Here is a 17,672-nt window from a genome sequence, read left to right on the forward strand (position 1 = left end):
GGAGGGAACTCCTTGCCTGCGGAGCCGATGAGGCTCCGTACTGCTGAATGAGGGGCACGTGCCGCGGAGGAGGCGCGGTCGCCGCTCAGGTCAGTCGGGCGAGGAGTCGGTGTCGAAGGTGGGCGTCGACGGCAGCGCGTCGTCGCCGGTGAGCCGGATGCCGCGGTCGGCGAGCGCCGGGATCGCGGAGGTCGAGAGGTCGGCGGCCGCAGCGGCCGTGGCGCCGCCGGCCGATGCCGTCGCCGTGGCGGTGCCGCCGGGCAGCGAGGCCGGGCCGCCGGGGAGCCCCGGGCCGGCCGGCTGCGGGGTCGCGGCGACCTGCACGGCGGCGGTCGTCGCCGCGGCGTGCGCCGCATCGCGGGCGGCGAGGTGCAGGGCGCCGGCACCGGTCGTGCCGGGAGCGACGGCGCTCGCCGCGGCTTCGGCCGCCGGAAGCGCACCGGTGCCCCCGGCCCCCGGAAGGGCCGGCGCAGCGGGTGTCGTCGAGAGCCCCGATCCGACGCCGCGCACGACGTCGGCGACGGGCGAGAGCACCGGCCGGGTGACCTGACCGAGATCGGCCGTCACGCCGTCGACGAGCCCCGTCACCGGGGTCGTCAGCGACGCCACGGGGCTGCAGCCGAGCAGCGCCGAGAGCGGCGATCCGAGCACCGGAAGGCCCGCGATCGTCTGGTCGAGAGCTCCGGCGACGGGGCCGATCAGACGGCCCGTCAGGCCGCTCTCGAGCAGGGTCGGCACGCCGTCGACGACGCCCGCGACCGGGGTCGTCAGAGCGCTGAGATCGGCGGTCGGAGCCGGCATCGCCGGGGTCGTCGGAGCCGCCTCGACGGGCGCCGGAGCGACCGGTGCGGCGGGCGCCGGAGCGGCCGGGACCGGGGTCGCCGGGGCCGGAGCGGCGGGCGCCGGAGCCGGTGCAGGTGAGGCCGGGGTGACGGCGTTCACGACGGTGCCGAGCGTCTGCCCGACGGGCTCCGTGACGGCCGTCAGAAGGCCGCCGACGGCGCCGAGGAGGCCGCCCGACGAGGGCGTTCCCGACGGCTGCGAGCCGGCCGGAGGCGGGGTCGCAGCTCCGTCGTCGGCGTGCGCCGGAGCGCCGCCGAGAGCGACCGCGAGAAGAGCGCCGGCCATCGCCAGGAGGGCGAGCAGAACCGCCCGGAGCACCCGATGCGGTGCTTTCTGAGCCCCCTGCGCTGGTGAGTCGCAGGTCGGAGAGACACAGACCTGATCCACGGCCTACCACCCCCCTGGCGATCGAACCGTTGACCGGGAATGTACGCCCCTCCTCACCCCCTGTCCAGGGGTCACAGAGAAATCCCCAGGAACGGGTTCCGGATGCCGGCGCGACCGCCCGGCGCCGATGCCGTCGCCGACGTCGTGAGAGTGGATGCGCGCCGTGAGACCCGCGCTCCCGGACACCCGCGCGGGGTAGCGTCACCCGCATGGCGACCCCTCCCGTGGACACCCTGATCGTGCTCGGCGCCGGCGGCGACCTGACCTCGCGGCTGCTGCTGCCGGGGCTCGGCTCGCTGCTCTCCTCCTCGCGCGGAACCGACCTGAAGCTCATCGGCGTCGACCGCGCCGAGGTGAGCGACGACGCCTGGCGCGCCAAGGTCGAGGACGCGTTCGACGGCACGCCGAGCGCGCGGGCGAGCAGGGTCGCGCGCGCATCCACCTATCTGGTCGGCGATGCGACCAGCGCCGACGATCTGGGTCGCGCGCTCGCCGCCGCGACCGGGCGCACCGCCCTCTACTTCGCTCTGCCGCCGGCCGTCGCCGAGAAGGCCTGCGCCGCGCTGCGTGAGGTCGACCGGCCGCCGGGGCTCGTGCTCGCGCTGGAGAAGCCCTTCGGCAGCGACTACGGCAGCGCGCGTCGGCTCAACCGCCTGCTCGAGACGCTCGTGCCCGAGGAGCAGGTGTTCCGCGTCGACCACTTCCTCGGCAAGTCGACCGTGCTCAACCTGATCGGGCTGCGCTTCGCCAACCGGCTGCTCGAGCCGCTGCTGTCGGCGCAGAACGTCGAGCGCGTCGACATCGTCGCCGACGAGGCGCTCGGCCTCGAGGGTCGCGCCGGCTACTACGACCACGCCGGCGCGCTGCGCGACATGATCCAGAGCCACCTGCTGCTCGTGCTCGCCCTCGCGGCGATGGAGCCGCCGTCGTCGGTCGAGTCGGAGGACCTGCGCGGCGCGATGGCCCAGGTGCTGCGGGCGACCCGCCCCTGGCGCCCCGACGGCACGACGAGCCGGCGCGGCCGCTACACCGCCGGCACGATCGGCGGCCGCGCGCTGCCCGACTACGCCGACGAGCCCGGCGTCGTCGCGGCCCACCGCACCGAGACGCTCGCCGAGATGACCGTCGCGATCGACACCTGGCGCTGGGCGGGCGTGCCGTTCACGCTGCGCTCGGGCAAGGCGCTCGGCACCGGTCGGCAGGAGATCGTCTTCACCCTGCGCGACGTGCCCCACCTGCCGTCGGGCATGTCGGGGCCGAAGCGCACCGCGCGCATCCGCATCGGGCTGAAGCCGGCCGTGCTCGAGCTCGATCTCGCGACGAACGGCCGCGGCGACCCCTTCGACCTGGAGTGGGAGACGCTGCGCACCGACTTCGCCGACAACGAGCTGAGCGCCTACGGCGAGGTGCTCGCCGAATTGGTCGAGGGCGATCCGACGCTGTCGGTGCGCGGCGATGTCGCCGAGCAGTGCTGGCGCATCGTCGGGCCCGTGCTCGCCGCCTGGGAGCGGGGCGAGGTGCCGCTGCAGAGCTACGCCGCCGGATCCGACGGGCCGCGCGGCTGGGGGACGCCGCTGGTCTGAGCGGAGCGTGGTCTGAGCGGATCGCACCCGGGCGCGGGCGCGCATCCCGAATCGGGTGAACCCCGCACGGGGCGCTTGACCCGTGCGCGTCGACTGCGCGAGCATGACGACGATGGCCGACATCGACGGCTCGCGGATCCGACTGGAGCCCGCGACCCTGGATCAGCTCGATGCGTACTTCCGGGATCCTGACCAGCTCGCGGAGGCGCTGCGATCGCCCCTGCCCGCGGGATGGCCCTTCGACGTCACCGCGTTCCTCTGGGTGGCGAATGCGCTGCAGCGCGCGCCCGAGGCGGCGGCGCGCTGGATGTACTGGGCGTTCGACGCTGAGACCGGCCGGCTGATCGGCGACGGCGGGCTGCGCTCGGAGGCCGCGGGCGCGCTCGAGCTGAGCTACGAGGTGGCCGAGGAGTTCCGCGGGCGCGGCTACGGCGCCCCGCTCGTCGATGCGCTCTGCCGCCTCGGCTTCGAGGATGCGGCGATCGAGCGGGTCGAGGTGCACACGCGCCTCGACGACGAGGCCTCGCCGCCGACGCTGCTGCGTGCCGGCTTCACGCGGGTGGGCGTGCAGGAGCCCGCCGATCCCGAGGTCGCGCGAGCTCTCGTCGCGTGGGTGCGCGAGCGACCCGCGAGCTGAGCCGCTCAGCCCAGGCTGTCGAGCACCTTCTGGATGCGCCGCTCCCGCGTCGCCTCGGCCTTCGCCTCGGCGACCGAGCGCGCGTGCTCCTTGCGTGCCGAGTAGGAGAGCGCGTCGAAGGCCGCGCGCGATCCCGCCGACTCCAGCGCCGCCGCGAGCTCGGCCGGCACCTCGACCGTGCGCTCGCCCGCATCCAGCTCGAGGGTCACGTCGTGCTCCTCGCCGCCCGCGACGCCGGCCGACCTGCGGATCGCCGCCGACACGGGGATGAGGTAGCGCCCGCCCATGACCGCGATCGTCGAGGCGTAGCCGAAGCCGTTCAGGGTGACCCGCACCGGAACGCGCTTGCCGACTCCGAAGCCGAGCACGACATCCTCGGGCACCTCGATGCCGACGTTGTTGCCCATCTGGAACAGGGTCGTGTGGAAGGTGGGCATGGCGCCTCCTGTGGCGATGACGTGCCGACACCGGGTCGGGTCCGGATCGATCCTCGCGCATCCGCCCTTCCGGTGGAACGCCCGCCGCGCGGGTTCCGGACGCGCCGCCCTGCGCCGGTAGGCTGTGCCGCATGAAGGTGTTCGCGTTCCTGGTCTGTCTCGTGCTCTTCGTCGGCGCGTTCTTCCTGTTCGGCTACGCCTTCGCCGTGCCGGAGCCCTACCACCTGGTGATGTTCGCCGGCGGTCTGGCCGCGATCGCGATCTCGCTGATCATCCCGTTCCACCTGCTCGAGAAGCTCGACTAGGTCCGCCGATGGCAGGTCGCCCGGCTGCCGCGAGCGTCGACATCGTGGTCGCCGCTCCGCTCGCCGAAGTGTTCGCCACGACGGTCGCCACCGATCCGGCGGCCTTCTACCCGCGATTCGGCCCGCTGCCGGCGGTGACCTCGGTCAGCGAGCAGACCGCCGCCTTCGATCAGATCGGCGCGCACCGCCGGCTGCACCTGTCCGACGGCGGCTCGGTCATCGAGACCGTCGTCGAGGTGGATGTGCCAAGCCGCCATGTCTACGAGCTCAGCCGGTTCGCGAAGCTGTTCGGCCGCCTCGTGTCGGGGGCACGCGCCGAGTGGGTCTTCACCGAGGAGACCGGCGGGACGCGCATCCACTGGACCTACGCCTTCCACCCGCTGCCCGGCCGCGGCCCGATCGTGCACCTGATCGTCCGACTCTTCTGGGCGCCCTACATGCGCAGCGTGCTGCCGGCCATCGCGCGGCAGTCGGGTGAGCTCGTGACGGGCGCCGCGGCGCGCCCCGTCGACTGAGGCGCGCTCCGCCGAACGTCGCCGTGACTCAGAGCTCGACCGTGCGGCTCTCGCCGATCTCGGGCGGCCGATGCGCGATCAGCGCCGCCGCCACTTCGACGACGCGACGCAGCGCCGGGCGGTCGAGATCCCAGAACTCGATCGAGTCGACGTCGACGCGCAGCAGCGCGACGGCCGGATCCTCGCGCCCGCCCTCGAAGTAGGCCTCGGCCCACGGGTTCCAGAGCAGGTCGATGCGCGCCTGGCTGCGGTCGATGCTCGCGCGCCCGCTGAGCGACAGGTGGCCCTTGCCGTCGGCCACCGACACGTTGACCTCGGGATGCCGGCGGATCTCGTCGGTCTTCTCGCTCGGGTCGGCGGTGAAGAACCAGAGCGAGCCCGCGAAGTTCTCGGTGCCGTCGACGCCGTGCTCGAGCAGGGCGAGCGGTCGGCTGTGCAGGGCGCCGGAGGCGGCGCGCGAGGTCACGGTCGCGGTGCGGGCCGAGGTGAGGATGCGGCGCACGGTCGCGAGGTCGTCGTCGGGGTTCGGGGTGGCGGCGTCGTCGGTCATGGCCCCACGCTCGCACCCGCGCGCGATCGCCCGGCGTCACTGTCCGCCGACGTCCAGGCGACGCGCCACCCGCATCCAGGCGACGCGATCGCGGCGTCGTCAGGCCGCGACGACCCGCTCGGTGAAGGAGGCGAGACGCTGCGTGAGACCCGCGGCGCGGTGCGCGACGACCTCGCCCGGATCGTGGCGCAGCTCGGTTCCGGGCGCGCGCATCCGGATCAGCGTCGAGCAGCCCAGGTCGGCGCAGATGTAGGTGCCGACCGAGTTGCCGCGCTCGCCGGCCTCGCCGGCGCGGCGGGCGGAGAACATGCGCACCTGGCTCGCGGGCTGCAGGGTCTGGCAGAGCGAGCACATCGCCGATCCGGCGGGCAGCTGCGATTCGGCGGCGCGCAGGGTGAGCCCGACGGGTTCGTCGTCGTTCCAGAAGACGACGTAGCCGCGCTGCGGCGCCTGCGGATCGCGCCAGCCGAGGAACTCGCGCTCGTCCCAGATCACCTCGTGCAATCCGGGCATGGGCATGCGCGCGGCTTCGCCCGCCGGGGCGTTCACCATCGATTCGCGGATCTCGGACTCGGTCAGCGGCCTCATGGTGCGGGTCAGCCTACTCACGCCCCCGCGCGAGCGCCGGGGTGGATGCGGTGGGATGCGGCCTCAGAGCCCGCGGCTCAGAGCCCGCGGTCGACCATGCCGATCACGCGGCGGCCGGTCTGGCGCGCGAGCTCCGGATCGAGGTCGTGCAGCGGCCCTTCGAGCGCGAGCATGGCGAGTCCGTGCACGGCCGACCAGGCGAGCAGCTCGGCGCCCGGCCGTCGCTCGGCGGGCAGCTCGCCGGCGGCGACGAGGTCGTCGAGGGCGATGCCGAGCAGCTCGAACGGCGTGCGTCCGCGGGGTCCGGCCTTGTCGGGACTCAGCGCCGACTCCAGATCGCGGGGGACCGTGAACGCCGCGCGGAACAGTCCGGGCTCGTCGCGGGCGAAACGCAGGTAGCCGATGCCGACGGCCTCGAGCTCGGCGTGCGCGACCGCGGCGGCGTCGCCCCGGCGGTCGATGCGCTCCCATTCCTCCTCGATCGCCTCGGCGACCGCGCCGAGGGCGGCGTCGCTCACGGCGCCGACCAGTGCGGTGCGGTCGGCGAAGTGCCGGTAGGCGGCGTTGGGCGAGACGCCGGCCCGGCGGGTGGCCTCGCGCAGCACGACCGCGTCGGGGCCGGATTCGCGCGCCATCTCGAGGCCCGCACCCACGAGCGCCTGGCGCAGGTCGCCGTGGCGGTAGGTCGACCGCTGCGGTGCGCTCATGCGGCTCCTCGGCTCGGCGGTGGTGCAACGGGCGACGCGCCGACTCTGGACGACCCGCGCTCGCTGTGGGATTGTTGACAGCGTACACATGATCGGCGATCCATTCGGACGCATCGAACGGCGCGTCCCGGTCCCGACCGCGATCACGTGACCCTCAGAAGTCTGACCGAGAGGACGCATCCATGCTGACCACCACCGGCGCCTTCAGCGGCTTCTCGGTCTCCGACCCCGAGCGGGCGCGTGACTTCTACGGCCGGGTCCTCGGCCTCGACGTGGAGGACGCCGGGATGGGCGGCATCACGCGCCTCTCCCTGCCCGGCGGCGGCAGCGTCATCCTCTATCCCAAGGAGAACCACGAGCCGGCGACCTACACCGTGCTCAACCTCGAGGTCGCCGACGTGGGCGTCGCGATCCGCGAGCTGGGCGAATCGGGTCTCGAGCCGATCCGCTACGAGGGGATGCCGCAGGACGACGACGGCGCCATGCGCGGCCACGGACCCGACATCGCCTGGTTCACCGACCCCTTCGGCAACATCTTCTCCGTCATCCACGGCTGAGCCCTTCTCCCGAAGGGGGCACTCGGGCGGAGCTCCGCCGCCGAGCGCCGCGAGAGAATGGCCGCGTGCTGCATCTGAGCCTCGCCGACCCCCTGCGCCGTGACCTCGACCGGGCCGTCTACACGGTCGACCGGATGCGCGGCCTCTGGGGCGACGTCGCCGACGACGCCCTGCAGCGCGCCGACCGGGTGCCCGCCCTGCGCGCGCTCGCCGGCCGCACCGAGCCGGCCGCCGTGCTCGCCCGGCTCTTCGTGCTCGGCGACGGCGTCGCCGCCGCGGACGTCGCGGCCGCCCTGCCGACCACCGGCGCGGCCGCGGCGGTCGAGGGCGGGCTGCTCGCGGCCGGCGACGACGGACTGCTGCGCGGTGCGATCGACCTGCGCCCCTACTCCGTCGTCGACGCGCTCGGCGTGACCGCCTGGTGGATCGCGAGCGACCTCGGCGAGCTCGCCACCGGCCAGGCGCTGCGCACCGACCACGTGCTCGGCATCGGCGGAGCCTCCGCCACCCTGAGCGGGCTCATGCTGCCCGACCGCGCGCGCCGCGTGCTCGACCTCGGAACCGGCTGCGGCATCCAGGCCCTGCACGCCAGCCGCTTCGCCGACCAGGTCGTCGCCACCGACATCTCCGAACGTGCGCTCGACTTCGGCCGCTTCAACGCCGCGCTCAACGGCGTCGACACGATCGAGTTCCGGCTCGGCAGCCTCTACGAACCCGTCGCGGGCGAGCGCTTCGACCGCATCGTCAGCAACCCGCCCTTCGTCATCACGCCGCGCCGCGGGGGAGTGCCCGAGTACGAGTACCGCGACGGCGGCATGGTCGGCGATGCGCTCGTCGCCGCGGTCGTGGCCGGTGCCGCCGAGCACCTCGAGCCCGGCGGGGTCGCCCAGCTGCTCGGCAACTGGGAGTACCGCGACGGCGTCGACGGGCTGAACCGCGCCGCCGCCTGGGCTCAGGATGCGCGGCTCGAGTTCTGGATGATCGAACGCGAGCGAATCGACCCCGCGCGCTACGCCGAGACGTGGATCCGCGACGGCGGCACGAAGCCCGGCGGGCCGGAGTGGGAACCGCTCGTCGGCGCCTGGCTCGACGACTTCGCCGAGCGCGGCGTCGACGAGATCGGATTCGGCTACGTGCTGCTGCGGCGCCCGGCGGAGGGCGCGCCGACGCATCAGCCGCTGCAGCGTGCGGAGCGCATCCCCGAGGCCCTCGGCGAGAACCCCGCCGGACTCGGGCCGCACCTCTCGGCCGTGCTCGCGGCGCACGACGCGCTCGCCGCGCTCGGCCCCGACGGCGTCGACGACCACGCCTTCCGCGTCGCGCCCGACGTGACCGAGCAGCGCAGCCACTGGCCCGGCGAGGAGAGCCCGTCGGCGCTCGTGCTGCGCCAGGGCGGCGGCTTCGGGCGCAGCCTGCAGGTCTCGCCGGCCGTCTCCGCGGCCGTCGGCGCCTCCGACGGCGAGCTCGCGCTGGGCGTGCTCGCCGGCGCGATCGCGCAGCTGCTCGAGCAGGACGAGCGGGCCGTGCTGATCGAGATCCGCGCCGAGACGATCGAGCTCATCCACTGCGGTCTGGTCGTTCCCTGAGAGCCTGAGCGAGACTCACACCGGCTGCCCGGCCGGGAGTAACGTCGCGGCCGTCGCCCGGGTCCGACCCGGACGGGTAAGGACACCAGCGACGATGACCGACGCGATCGACCCCCAGCGCAGCCCGAGCACCTCGGGTGCTGCCGCATCCGGCTCAGGCAGGAAGGGGACGATCCGCAGCCTCGTGCCGGCCCGTCTCGACCGATTGCCGTGGGCCCGGTTCCACTGGATGATCGTCGTCGGTCTCGGCGTCTCGTGGATCCTCGACGGACTCGAGATCCAGATCGTCTCGCAGAACGGCTACGCCACCGAGTTCGACATGAACTCGGCCGAGATCGGCGCGACCGGAACCGTCTACCTCGTCGGCCAGGTCGTCGGCGCCCTGTTCTTCGGCCGGCTCTCCGACCGGCTGGGTCGCAAGAAGCTGTTCATCCTGACCCTCGCGATCTACCTCGCGGGCAGCGCGCTCGCCGGCGTGACGCCGAACTTCGACAACCACTGGGCGAGCATCATCGTGCTCTGGGTGTTCCGGTTCGTGGCCGGCGCCGGCATCGGCGGCGAGTACGCCGCGATCAACTCGGCGATCGACGAGCTCATCCCCTCGCACTACCGCGGCCACGTCGACATCGCGATCAACGGCACCTACTGGGGCGGGGCGGCGCTCGGCGCCGCCGCCAACCTGATCTTCCTCAACAGCGACACGTTCGGCTCCGACTGGGTCGACAACTGGGGCTGGCGCCTGTCGTTCTTCATCGGTCCGGTGCTCGGACTGATCATCATCTACCTGCGCCGCCACATCCCCGAGAGTCCGCGCTGGCAGATGACCCACGGCTTCGAGAAGGAGGCCGAGGAGACCGTCGACCGCATCGAGAAGGAGGTCGAGGCGCAGGGGAAGAAGCTCGAGCCCGTCGGCGACGACCGCGCGATCGAGCTCACGTCGCACGAGCGGGTGCCGTTCCACATCCTGGCCAAGGTGTTCTTCAGGATGTACCCGAAGCGCACCCTCGTCGGCGCGACCATGATGATCACGCAGTCGTTCCTCTACAACGCGATCTTCTTCAGCTACGCGCTCGCGCTGCAGAACTTCTACGACATCGACAAGTCGCAGACCGGCTACTACTTCTTCCCGTTCGCGATCGGCAACCTCGTCGGCCCGCTCGTGCTCGGCCGACTGTTCGACAGCTGGGGGCGCCGCAAGATGGTGCTGCTCACCTACGGCGGCTCGGGCGTCATCCTCGCCGTGTCGGCGATCCTGTTCCAGGCGGATGCGCTCAACGCGGTGACGCAGACGATCTTCTGGTGCGCGGCGTTCTTCCTCGCCTCGGCTGGCGCCTCGGCCGCCTACCTGACCGTCAGCGAGATCTTCCCGCTCGAGGTGCGCAGCCAGGCGATCTCCTACTTCTTCTCGATCGCGCAGATCTTCGGCTCGCTCGCCCCGCTCATCTACGGCGCCATGATCGGCGACGGCAGCGACCGCGGCCCGATCACGATCGGCTACTTCCTCGGCTCGGCGATCATGCTCGTCGGCGGCATCGTCACCTTCATCTTCGGCGTGGATGCGGAGCGCAAGCAGCTCGAGGCCGTCACCGATCCGCTGACCCTCATCGAGAAGGAGGAGGCGAAGGAAGCCGAGGGCCGGTAGCGGCCCCCGGCGGCGCTCGTCGAGCGGTGCGGGCCGGCGCTCAGGCGACTCCCACCGCATCCCCTCGTCATCCCAGGATCGGCACAGTGCGTCCTCAGCCCTCGCGCCTAGCGTGAGGGCAAGAGGAGGACGACCGATGGGATTCCTGGACCGGCTGTTCGGCAGCGAGGACACCGCGACCGACAGCGCACCCCGACGGACCGATACCGCGCCCCGACCGCAGCACGACGCGCGCAGTCAGGACGAGATCGCGATCGAGCGCTACCGCTATCTGCTGCGCACCGCCCCGCCCGAGACGATCGAGCAGGTGCACCGCGAGGCCTTCGCGAAGCTGACCGACGAGCAGCGCGCCATGATCTACGAGGAGCTGAGCCGCGGCGCCGGCACGGGCGAGCGCCCGCTGTCGAGCGAGCCCGCCACCCTCGCCCGCGCCGCCACCCGGGCGGAGTTCCGCCAGCCGGGCAGCATGGAGCGGGTCATGTCGGGCAGTGCCTTCGGCGCGAGCAGCGCCGCGAACGCGGGCGGGCAGGGCCAGTACGGCAGCCCCGGGTACGGCCAGCACCCGGAGTCGCAGCGCTACGTCGGGCAGAACGCCCAGCAGCAGCGCGGGCCCGGCATGGGCGCCATGATCGGCAGCTCGCTGCTCGGAACCGTCGCGGGCTACGTCATCGGCTCGGCGCTCGTCAGCGCGTTCCTGCCGTGGGACGGCGGCGCGGGCGACACGGCCAGCGATTCGGGCGACTCCGGCTCGGGGGACTCGGGCTCGAGCGACGCCTCGGGCGGCGACGCCGGCGTCGACACCGCGAGCGCGGACTCCGGCGGCGACTTCGGCGGAGGGGATTTCGGCGGAGGAGACTTCGGCGGCGACTTCGGAGACTTCGGGTTCTGATCCCGCCGTCTCCGCGGCCGGTCTGCTGACCGCGCGAGAGACGTGGATGCCGCGGGTCCAGACCGCGCGCATCCCGACACGAGGAACGGCGTGCGAGCCGGGAACATCCCGGGTCGCACGCCGTCCGTCATGAGCGCCGGTCGTCAGGGCTTGAGCAGCACCTTGATCGCGCGGCGCTCGTCCATGGCGGCGTAGGCCTCGGCGACCTCGTCGAGCGGCAGCTCCAGGTCGAAGACCTCGCCGGGGCGGATCGTGCCGTCGAGCACGTCGGGCAGCAGCGTCGGGATGTAGTCGCGCGCCGGGGCCATGCCGCCGCTCACCGACACGTTGCGGCTGAACAGCTGCTGCACCTTGAGCTCCGTGCCCTCGGCCGGCACGCCGACGTAGCCGACGCGGCCGCCGCCGCGCACGACCGCGAGGGCCTGCGCCATCGACTCCTTGGTTCCGACGCACTCGAGCACCGCATCCACGAGGTCGCCGTCGAGCAGGGCCTGCACGGCGCCGCGCGCCTCGTCACCGCGCTCCTCGACGATGTCGGTCGCACCGAAGCGGGTCGCCTGCGCTTGACGGGTGGGGTTGCGGCTCATCGCGATGATGCGGCTCGCGCCGAGGCGGTGCGCGGCGAGCACGGCGCAGAGTCCGACGGCGCCGTCGCCGACGACCGCGACGACGTCGCCCGGGCCGACGCCGGCCGAGACGGCGGCGTGGTGCCCGGTCGACATGACGTCGGCGAGGGTGAGCAGGTGGGGGATCAGCTCCTCGTCGATCGGGCCGGGCACGACCACGAGCGAGCTGTCGGCGAAGGGGATGCGCACGCGCTCGCCCTGCGCGCCGTCGACGCGCTCGCCCTCGGCGTCCTTGCCGCCGAAGAACGTGGCGTGGTCGCAAGCGGCGCTCATGCCGTGACGGCAGGCCTGGCAGCTGCCGTCGCTGAGCGAGAACGGCGCGATCACGAAGTCGCCGACGGCGATGTCGGTCACGTCGTCGCCGAGCTGCTCGACGACGCCGACCAGCTCGTGCCCGATCGGTCCCTCGGAGTGCCGGACGCCGCGGTAGCCCCAGAGGTCCGAGCCGCAGACGCAGGCCGCGACGACGCGCACGACCGCGTCGCGCGGACCCTGGATGCGCGGCTCGGGTCGCTCCTCGATCTGCACCGAGCGGGCGCCGTGGATGACGGCGGCGCGCATCAGGCGACGCTCCGGTGCTGTGCGGACGGCGTGAGGGTGGAGGGCATGGGTGGTCCTTCCGACGAGGGGAGAGGGAGGCGGTGGTGCCGCGCCTTCACGTTAGCGCCGCGGGCAGGCGCGCCGCCGCCGCGCGGCGCCGCGGGCGCTCTAGCCTTCCCGGGTGACCCCGCCGCCCGACCCGAACGACCGCTACGGATCCGATGTGCTCTCGGGCGACTGGCGCTCGGCCGGCCGCGTGACGCCGAGGCAGGTGCCGGCCGAGCCCGGGCTCGTGCTCGAGCTGGCCGACTCCGGTTTCGTCGGCGCGCTCGTGCGGATGCAGGGACGCACGGTCGAGCTCGAGGATCGGCACGGCAAGGTGCGCGTGTTCCCGATCGGCAGCGGCTTCCTCGTCGACGGTGCGCCGGTCGTGCTCGTGCCGGCGCCGCGGGGGCCGGCCTCGGCCACCGCGCTGCGCACCGCATCCGGATCGGTCGCGGCCCGCACGCCGCAGCCGGCGCGCGTCGCACGAGCCAGCCGCATCTACGTCGAGGGCCGGCACGACGCCGAGCTCGTCGAGAAGGTGTGGGGCGCCGACCTGCGCGGCGAGGGCATCGTCGTGGAGTACCTCGAGGGCGTCGATCACTTGGCCGAGGTGCTGGCCGAGGTGCGCCCGGGCCCGCAGCGCCGCATCGGCGTGCTGGTCGACCACCTCGTTCCGGGCTCGAAGGAGAGCCGCATCACCGAGCGCCTGCAGAGCGCCGATGTGCTGATCGTCGGGCATCCCTATGTCGATGTCTGGCAGTCGGTGAAGCCGGCGCGACTCGGGATCGCGGCCTGGCCGACGATCCCGAGGAACGTGGAGTGGAAGCACGGCATCTGCGCCGCCTTCGGCTGGCCGCACGACGACCAGGCCGACATCGCGGCGGCCTGGCAGCGCATCCTCTCCCGGGTGCGCAGCTACCAGGATCTCGAACCGGCGCTGCTCGGCCGGGTCGAGGAGCTGATCGACTTCGTCACGCGCGACTGAGCGTCACGCGCGACTGAGCGGCGACGGCGGCCGGGTCGACGCGTCGCCGGACCGGCTCGTCGAGCTCGAGCGGGTGGATGCCGCGGGCCAGCGGCCGAGCAGCAGCACCGCCGCGGTGAGCAGGATCGAGCCCATCACCGCGAAGCGGAGGTCGAGGAACCACTCCATGACCGCGAAGGCCGGCACGAAGGTCAGCGCGGCCGCCGTCACGACGACGGCGAGCGGCGGGGTCGCCGTGATCTCGCGCGGCGCCTCCCAGCGCCCGACGAGGAATGACAGACCGAACAGCGCCACGAGCACGACCAGGTAGAGCATCGGCCGGCTCCACCACCAGCTCGCCGTGCCCGGCTGCGGACTCGCACCCGGGATGAGCAGCAGCACGCCCGACAGGATGATGATGAGCGGCAGGTGCCAGAGGTAGATCGTCATCAGTCGGGTGCCCACGAGGAAGACGACCGCCCGCGCGCCGCGCGTGCGCATGAGGGCCGAGAGTGCCGGGCGCAGCAGGCGCAGCACGCAGGCCTGCGCGAGCCCGAGCGCCACGAGCGGCAGCGTCGGGGGATTGAGGTTCGTGAGCATGTCGTCGGCGTAGGGGCCCCAGACCGTCATCGGGACGAGCGAGGCGTAGGCGACGGCCGCGAGCAGCAGCAGCTGCCACCACCGCCGGGCGGCGAACCAGCCGTCGGCGTAGAAGAACCCGATCTGCTGCACGAGCAGCCAGACGAAGAACAGGTTCGCCACGCCGATCATGTCGATCCCGGTCGAGTAGCGGAGCGCATCCACGATCACCGCCCCGGCCAGCAGCACCAGCAGCGTCGCGCGCGGTGCGCGGGTGTGGAACCGCACCATGACCGGCACCATCGCCTGGCACAGCGTGTAGGCGGCGATGAACCACAGCGGCGCCCCGGCGCCGGTCGCCACGACATCGATCAGCTCGGGATCGACGAGACCGGAGAGCTGAACGCCGCCGAGCACGACGACATAGAAGAGGAAGAGCGGCAGGGCGGGCTGGGCCAGGCGCAGCACGCGGTTGCGCACGTAGTCGGCGGCCGATCCGCCGCGACGCACGAGACTGCGCCAGGCGGTCAGACTGGCGAAGCCGCCGACGACGAAGAACAGCGGCATGATCTGGCCGGCCCAGGTGACGCCGGCGAACCAGGCCTGGTTCTCGAGCGGACGCGAGACGACGAGCGCGCCCGTCGCATCCCGGCCGACCCCCACCATCAGCAGATGGATGACCACGACGAGCAGCACGCAGAACACCCGGGCGATGTCGAGCGTGAGGTCGCGCTTCGACAGGTCGATCGCGGAGGCTTTCGCGGCGGCGTCGGTCACTCCGCCACCCTAGGGCGGCCGGGTCGCGGCCGGGATCAGGGGTCGCCTGGGTTGTGGGATTCCGTCGCGGGCATGTGCCAGGGGAGGAGAGGGCCAGCACTTCGCCGGGCTCCGGTCAGGCTTCTGCCAGGAGGGTCGGGGCACACTGGATGTCGACCTTCCCGGCTCCGACGCATCTGACCGCGTCGTGCGGGCTGGGGGAGTCCCCGCGTGACATCGCCGCGTCGCCCCGCGCCGATGTCCTGGATGCGTCGGCGTGCCCTCGCCGTCGTGAATGCGGGCCGCCCGCATCCGCCCCGAACCCGACCAGGAGCAGAACGACGTGACCCGAGCCCGCCGCGCCACGCATCGCGTCGCCCCCGCGCCCGCCTACCGTCGTCGTGCCGTGGCAGCCCCGCGTCCGGTTCCCGACGTGCGCCTCGGCGGCTTCCTGCACCTCAAGCGCCCGGTCGTCGCGATCAGCGCGGCCCTGTTCTCGCTCGCGCTCATCGGCGTGCACGAGGCGCCCGCCGCCGCCGACGTCATCTCGGCCGCCGACCCGCACCGTCAGGCCGCGGCCTTCGCCTCGACCAGCGCGAGCCTGCCCACGGCGCTGCAGGTGCCGGCCGCCGTCAGCGCGGTCTCGGCCGAGCGCGACGGCTACGAGGTGGAGCAGCTCGACCAGGTGATGTGGCCGCTCGACCCGAGCACTCGCATCTCGAGCTACTTCGGCCCGCGGCCCGCGCCGTGCGCCGTCTGCTCGTCGAACCACCACGGCATCGACTGGGTGCCCGGCATGGGTACGCCGATCCTCGCGATCGCCGACGGCGTCGTGAGCGAGTCGGGCACCGGCGGAGAGCTCGGCTGGCACGTCACGGTCAAGCACACCTTCCAGGACGGCGAGGTCGTCGAGAGCGTCTACGGTCACATGCTCGCCGGCACCATGAAGCTCAAGAAGGGCGACGTGATCACGCGCGGGCAGATCCTCGGCGCGGTCGGCAGCACCGGCGCGAGCACGGGCGCCCATCTGCACTTCGGCATCCTCGTCGGCGGCAAGGCCATCGAGCCCCTCGCCTGGATGCGCGCGCACGTCAACTCCTGAGCCTCGGCGCGACAGGTAGCGTGGTCGGGTGAGCGCCCCCGTCATCCGTCCGATCTCCGCCGACGACCTGGCCGCGCTCGTGGCGATCAACGACGCCGCGCATCCGGCCGTGCCGATCACGGGTGTCGACGAGATGCGCGCGCTGGTCGCGGAGAGCGCCATCGCGGTCGCGGTGGACGACGGCGAGGTCGCCGGCTTCCTGCTCGCGATGGAGCCCGGCCTCGACTACGCGAGCGAGAACTACCGCTGGTTCGCCGAGCGCTCCGACAGCTTCCTCTATGTCGACCGCATCGTGCTCGACGAGCGCCTGCGCGGTCAGGGCGTGGGCCGGCGCCTCTACGAGGCCGTCTTCGACCGCGCGCGGCTGGCCGGATTCGGCGAGGTCGACTGCGAGGTCAACGTCGACCCGCCGAATCCGGGCTCGCTCGCGTTCCACGCGCGCATGGGGTTCGAGGAGGTCGGGCGCCAGTCGACCAAGGGCGGCGAGTTCGTGGTCTCGCTGCTCGCCGCGCCGGTCGACTGAGTGCGCCAGGAGCGGACAGCCCCGGATGCACGGCTCTCGTGCATCCACCCGGGGTTAGCCTGACCTCGTGCTCGAACAGCAGATCGGTCTCGTGCGCGGCGTCGCCGCGCTGATCGGCCTGCTCGCCGACGGCGCCGCCGACCTGCTCGGCCTGTCGCTCGCGCTGCTGGTCGTGCTCTCGCTCGCCGGCGCGGCCGTCGTCGCGGCCCTCGTGCTGCTGCGGGTCACCGGCTCCACCGCGGCACCGCCGCAGGGGGCCGCGCGCCCGCGTCGCCCGCAGCTGCTGCTCGCCCCGCCCGCGTCGCATCCCGACGCCCGCGGTCACGCGCGCCCGCGAGCCCCGGGCTCGCTCCTGCCGGCCGCCTAGTCCGCCCGCAGCACCTCGATCGCGCTCCGCCGCGACGCGCTCCGCCGTCTCCCGACGGCGCCTGCGCGCGTCATCGTCCGGCACGTCGTGCGTCCGCTGCGAGGGGACCCGTCGGTCATCGCCGACCCGTTCCCCTTCTCTGGCAGGAGCCGACTTCCATGAACCCCTTCGACATCCCCGTCGTGGCCGCGCTGCTCGCGGCCGCATCCCAGGCGCTCGGCGCGCTGGGATCGCTCGTCACCCCGGCCGTCGCGATCGTGATCGTGACCGTGCTGATCCGCCTCGCCCTCATCCCCGTCAACGCCTCGGTCGTGCGCGCCGAGGGTCATCGCCGACGGCTCGCGCCGCGCCTCGCCGAGCTGCGCCGCCGGCACGCGAAGAACCCCGAGAAGCTGCAGGCCGCCACCCTCGACCTCTATCGCGACGAGAAGGTGTCGCCTTTCGCCGGGATGCTGCCGGCGCTCGCGCAGGCGCCCGTGCTCGGCCTGGTCTACGGCGTCTTCACCCAGCCCCGCATCGGCGGCGCCGTCAATCCGCTGTTCTCGGCGACCCTCGGCGGAGCGCCGCTCGGCGAGCACCCGCTCGACGCGCTGCTGCGGCTCGACCCCTCGGCCTGGGTGGGCGTGACGGTGCTCGCGATCATCGCGGTGGTCGCGTGGTTCCACCGGCGTCAGGCCCAGCAGCTGGCCGACCCCGCGCTCGCCGCGGCCAGCGGCACGCTCGCGCGGGTTCTCGGCTGGATGCCGTTCCTGACGGTCGTCTTCGCCGCGATCGTGCCGCTGGCGGCGACCCTCTACCTGGCCGCGTCGACCGCCTGGACGCTGGGGGAGCGGGCCGTGATGCGCCAGGTGCTGTGGCCGCGGCTCGGCGTCGACCCGCGGCCTGGGCGACCCGGTCGTCCTGAGCGCCCGGCTCCCGCATCCTGAGCCCGACGCGGGTTAGGG

The 17,672-nt window shown here is 73.2% G+C and carries 20 protein-coding genes; 13 read left to right on the plus strand and 7 right to left on the minus strand.

Going from position 1 to position 17,672, the window contains the following annotated elements:
- Positions 1 to 90: 90 nt before the first annotated feature.
- Positions 91 to 1,161: a hypothetical protein gene (locus tag FJ658_RS13575; RefSeq protein WP_141145935.1), complete on the minus strand. Its 1,071-nt coding sequence runs from the start codon at positions 1,159 to 1,161 to the stop codon at positions 91 to 93.
- A gap of 278 nt (positions 1,162 to 1,439) precedes the next feature.
- Here FJ658_RS13575 and FJ658_RS13580 point away from each other — a divergent pair, with 278 nt between their 5' ends.
- Positions 1,440 to 2,813 (plus strand): glucose-6-phosphate dehydrogenase, encoded by a 1,374-nt coding sequence (locus FJ658_RS13580; protein ID WP_141145936.1) that lies wholly within the window; start codon positions 1,440 to 1,442, stop codon positions 2,811 to 2,813.
- Positions 2,814 to 2,925: 112 nt separating this feature from the next.
- Positions 2,926 to 3,450: a GNAT family N-acetyltransferase gene (locus FJ658_RS13585; protein ID WP_181408455.1), complete on the plus strand. Its 525-nt coding sequence runs from the start codon at positions 2,926 to 2,928 to the stop codon at positions 3,448 to 3,450.
- Between the two features lie 5 nt (positions 3,451 to 3,455).
- On the opposite strand, the gene FJ658_RS13590 is transcribed toward FJ658_RS13585, so the two are convergent.
- Positions 3,456 to 3,887, minus strand: coding sequence for a YdeI/OmpD-associated family protein (locus FJ658_RS13590; protein ID WP_141145938.1), 432 nt, complete (start codon positions 3,885 to 3,887; stop codon positions 3,456 to 3,458).
- Between the two features lie 131 nt (positions 3,888 to 4,018).
- Here FJ658_RS13590 and FJ658_RS16190 point away from each other — a divergent pair, with 131 nt between their 5' ends.
- Together FJ658_RS16190 and FJ658_RS13595 are read left to right on the plus strand one after the other, a co-directional pair.
- Positions 4,019 to 4,192, plus strand: a complete 174-nt coding sequence (locus FJ658_RS16190) for a hypothetical protein (RefSeq protein WP_181408456.1) — start codon at positions 4,019 to 4,021, stop codon at positions 4,190 to 4,192.
- 8 nt (positions 4,193 to 4,200) lie between these two features.
- Positions 4,201 to 4,707, plus strand: a complete 507-nt coding sequence (locus FJ658_RS13595) for an SRPBCC family protein (protein ID WP_141145939.1) — start codon at positions 4,201 to 4,203, stop codon at positions 4,705 to 4,707.
- Between the two features lie 28 nt (positions 4,708 to 4,735).
- Here the strand turns inward: FJ658_RS13595 and FJ658_RS13600 are convergent, their stop codons facing one another.
- From FJ658_RS13600 to FJ658_RS13610, 3 genes are all read right to left on the minus strand, one after another.
- On the minus strand, positions 4,736 to 5,257 hold the full coding sequence (locus FJ658_RS13600; protein WP_141145940.1) for a pyridoxamine 5'-phosphate oxidase family protein: 522 nt from the start codon (positions 5,255 to 5,257) through the stop codon (positions 4,736 to 4,738).
- Positions 5,258 to 5,356: 99 nt separating this feature from the next.
- Positions 5,357 to 5,845, minus strand: coding sequence for an FBP domain-containing protein (locus FJ658_RS13605; RefSeq protein ID WP_141145941.1), 489 nt, complete (start codon positions 5,843 to 5,845; stop codon positions 5,357 to 5,359).
- 77 nt (positions 5,846 to 5,922) lie between these two features.
- Positions 5,923 to 6,552 (minus strand): TetR/AcrR family transcriptional regulator, encoded by a 630-nt coding sequence (locus FJ658_RS13610; RefSeq protein ID WP_141145942.1) that lies wholly within the window; start codon positions 6,550 to 6,552, stop codon positions 5,923 to 5,925.
- A gap of 182 nt (positions 6,553 to 6,734) precedes the next feature.
- Between FJ658_RS13610 and FJ658_RS13615 the strand changes: the two genes are divergently transcribed.
- From FJ658_RS13615 to FJ658_RS13630, 4 genes are all read left to right on the plus strand, one after another.
- Positions 6,735 to 7,109, plus strand: coding sequence for a VOC family protein (locus tag FJ658_RS13615; RefSeq protein ID WP_141145943.1), 375 nt, complete (start codon positions 6,735 to 6,737; stop codon positions 7,107 to 7,109).
- A gap of 65 nt (positions 7,110 to 7,174) precedes the next feature.
- Positions 7,175 to 8,695 carry a methyltransferase gene (locus tag FJ658_RS13620; protein WP_255447740.1) on the plus strand — a complete coding sequence of 507 codons (1,521 nt, stop codon included), beginning with the start codon at positions 7,175 to 7,177 and terminating at the stop codon, positions 8,693 to 8,695.
- A 94-nt stretch (positions 8,696 to 8,789) separates the two neighbouring features.
- Complete coding sequence (locus FJ658_RS13625) at positions 8,790 to 10,337, plus strand: MFS transporter (RefSeq protein ID WP_141145944.1); 1,548 nt, start codon at positions 8,790 to 8,792, stop codon at positions 10,335 to 10,337.
- Positions 10,338 to 10,473: 136 nt separating this feature from the next.
- The gene (locus tag FJ658_RS13630) at positions 10,474 to 11,226 is read left to right on the plus strand and encodes a hypothetical protein (protein ID WP_141145945.1); all 753 of its coding nucleotides are present in this window, start codon (positions 10,474 to 10,476) and stop codon (positions 11,224 to 11,226) included.
- Positions 11,227 to 11,369: 143 nt separating this feature from the next.
- Here FJ658_RS13630 and FJ658_RS13635 read toward each other — a convergent pair whose 3' ends face one another.
- Positions 11,370 to 12,413: a zinc-binding dehydrogenase gene (locus FJ658_RS13635; RefSeq protein ID WP_141145946.1), complete on the minus strand. Its 1,044-nt coding sequence runs from the start codon at positions 12,411 to 12,413 to the stop codon at positions 11,370 to 11,372.
- A gap of 160 nt (positions 12,414 to 12,573) precedes the next feature.
- On the opposite strand from FJ658_RS13635, the gene FJ658_RS13640 reads away from it, so the two are divergent.
- Positions 12,574 to 13,422 (plus strand): DUF3097 domain-containing protein, encoded by an 849-nt coding sequence (locus FJ658_RS13640; RefSeq protein WP_141145947.1) that lies wholly within the window; start codon positions 12,574 to 12,576, stop codon positions 13,420 to 13,422.
- A 3-nt stretch (positions 13,423 to 13,425) separates the two neighbouring features.
- On the opposite strand, the gene FJ658_RS13645 is transcribed toward FJ658_RS13640, so the two are convergent.
- Positions 13,426 to 14,757 carry an acyltransferase gene (locus tag FJ658_RS13645; protein ID WP_141145948.1) on the minus strand — a complete coding sequence of 444 codons (1,332 nt, stop codon included), beginning with the start codon at positions 14,755 to 14,757 and terminating at the stop codon, positions 13,426 to 13,428.
- Between the two features lie 322 nt (positions 14,758 to 15,079).
- Between FJ658_RS13645 and FJ658_RS13650 the strand changes: the two genes are divergently transcribed.
- The 4 genes from FJ658_RS13650 (at position 15,080) to FJ658_RS13665 (ending at position 17,654) form a co-directional block, all read left to right on the plus strand.
- Positions 15,080 to 15,838 (plus strand): M23 family metallopeptidase, encoded by a 759-nt coding sequence (locus FJ658_RS13650; protein WP_181408457.1) that lies wholly within the window; start codon positions 15,080 to 15,082, stop codon positions 15,836 to 15,838.
- 28 nt (positions 15,839 to 15,866) lie between these two features.
- Positions 15,867 to 16,361, plus strand: coding sequence for a GNAT family N-acetyltransferase (locus tag FJ658_RS13655; protein WP_219995776.1), 495 nt, complete (start codon positions 15,867 to 15,869; stop codon positions 16,359 to 16,361).
- Positions 16,362 to 16,428: 67 nt separating this feature from the next.
- Positions 16,429 to 16,728, plus strand: coding sequence for a hypothetical protein (locus tag FJ658_RS13660; protein ID WP_141145950.1), 300 nt, complete (start codon positions 16,429 to 16,431; stop codon positions 16,726 to 16,728).
- Between the two features lie 158 nt (positions 16,729 to 16,886).
- Positions 16,887 to 17,654 carry a YidC/Oxa1 family membrane protein insertase gene (locus tag FJ658_RS13665; RefSeq protein WP_141145951.1) on the plus strand — a complete coding sequence of 256 codons (768 nt, stop codon included), beginning with the start codon at positions 16,887 to 16,889 and terminating at the stop codon, positions 17,652 to 17,654.
- The last annotated feature ends 18 nt before the right edge of the window (positions 17,655 to 17,672 follow it).

The sequence above is a fragment of the Schumannella sp. 10F1B-5-1 genome (assembly GCF_006517535.1).
In the GTDB taxonomy this organism is placed as follows: Bacteria; Actinomycetota; Actinomycetes; order Actinomycetales; family Microbacteriaceae; genus Schumannella.

Excerpts from the sequence above, each read along its gene's own strand:
- FJ658_RS13580 (WP_141145936.1), top strand. The coding sequence starts at position 1,440 with ATGGCGACCCCTCCCGTGGACACCCTGATCGTGCTCGGCGCCGGCGGC.
- FJ658_RS13585 (WP_181408455.1), top strand. The coding sequence starts at position 2,926 with ATGGCCGACATCGACGGCTCGCGGATCCGACTGGAGCCCGCGACCCTG.
- FJ658_RS13590 (WP_141145938.1), bottom strand. The coding sequence starts at position 3,887 with ATGCCCACCTTCCACACGACCCTGTTCCAGATGGGCAACAACGTCGGC.
- FJ658_RS16190 (WP_181408456.1), top strand. The coding sequence starts at position 4,019 with ATGAAGGTGTTCGCGTTCCTGGTCTGTCTCGTGCTCTTCGTCGGCGCG.
- FJ658_RS13595 (WP_141145939.1), top strand. The coding sequence starts at position 4,201 with ATGGCAGGTCGCCCGGCTGCCGCGAGCGTCGACATCGTGGTCGCCGCT.
- FJ658_RS13600 (WP_141145940.1), bottom strand. The coding sequence starts at position 5,257 with ATGACCGACGACGCCGCCACCCCGAACCCCGACGACGACCTCGCGACC.
- FJ658_RS13605 (WP_141145941.1), bottom strand. The coding sequence starts at position 5,845 with ATGAGGCCGCTGACCGAGTCCGAGATCCGCGAATCGATGGTGAACGCC.
- FJ658_RS13610 (WP_141145942.1), bottom strand. The coding sequence starts at position 6,552 with ATGAGCGCACCGCAGCGGTCGACCTACCGCCACGGCGACCTGCGCCAG.
- FJ658_RS13615 (WP_141145943.1), top strand. The coding sequence starts at position 6,735 with ATGCTGACCACCACCGGCGCCTTCAGCGGCTTCTCGGTCTCCGACCCC.
- FJ658_RS13625 (WP_141145944.1), top strand. The coding sequence starts at position 8,790 with ATGACCGACGCGATCGACCCCCAGCGCAGCCCGAGCACCTCGGGTGCT.
- FJ658_RS13630 (WP_141145945.1), top strand. The coding sequence starts at position 10,474 with ATGGGATTCCTGGACCGGCTGTTCGGCAGCGAGGACACCGCGACCGAC.
- FJ658_RS13635 (WP_141145946.1), bottom strand. The coding sequence starts at position 12,413 with ATGCGCGCCGCCGTCATCCACGGCGCCCGCTCGGTGCAGATCGAGGAG.
- FJ658_RS13665 (WP_141145951.1), top strand. The coding sequence starts at position 16,887 with ATGAACCCCTTCGACATCCCCGTCGTGGCCGCGCTGCTCGCGGCCGCA.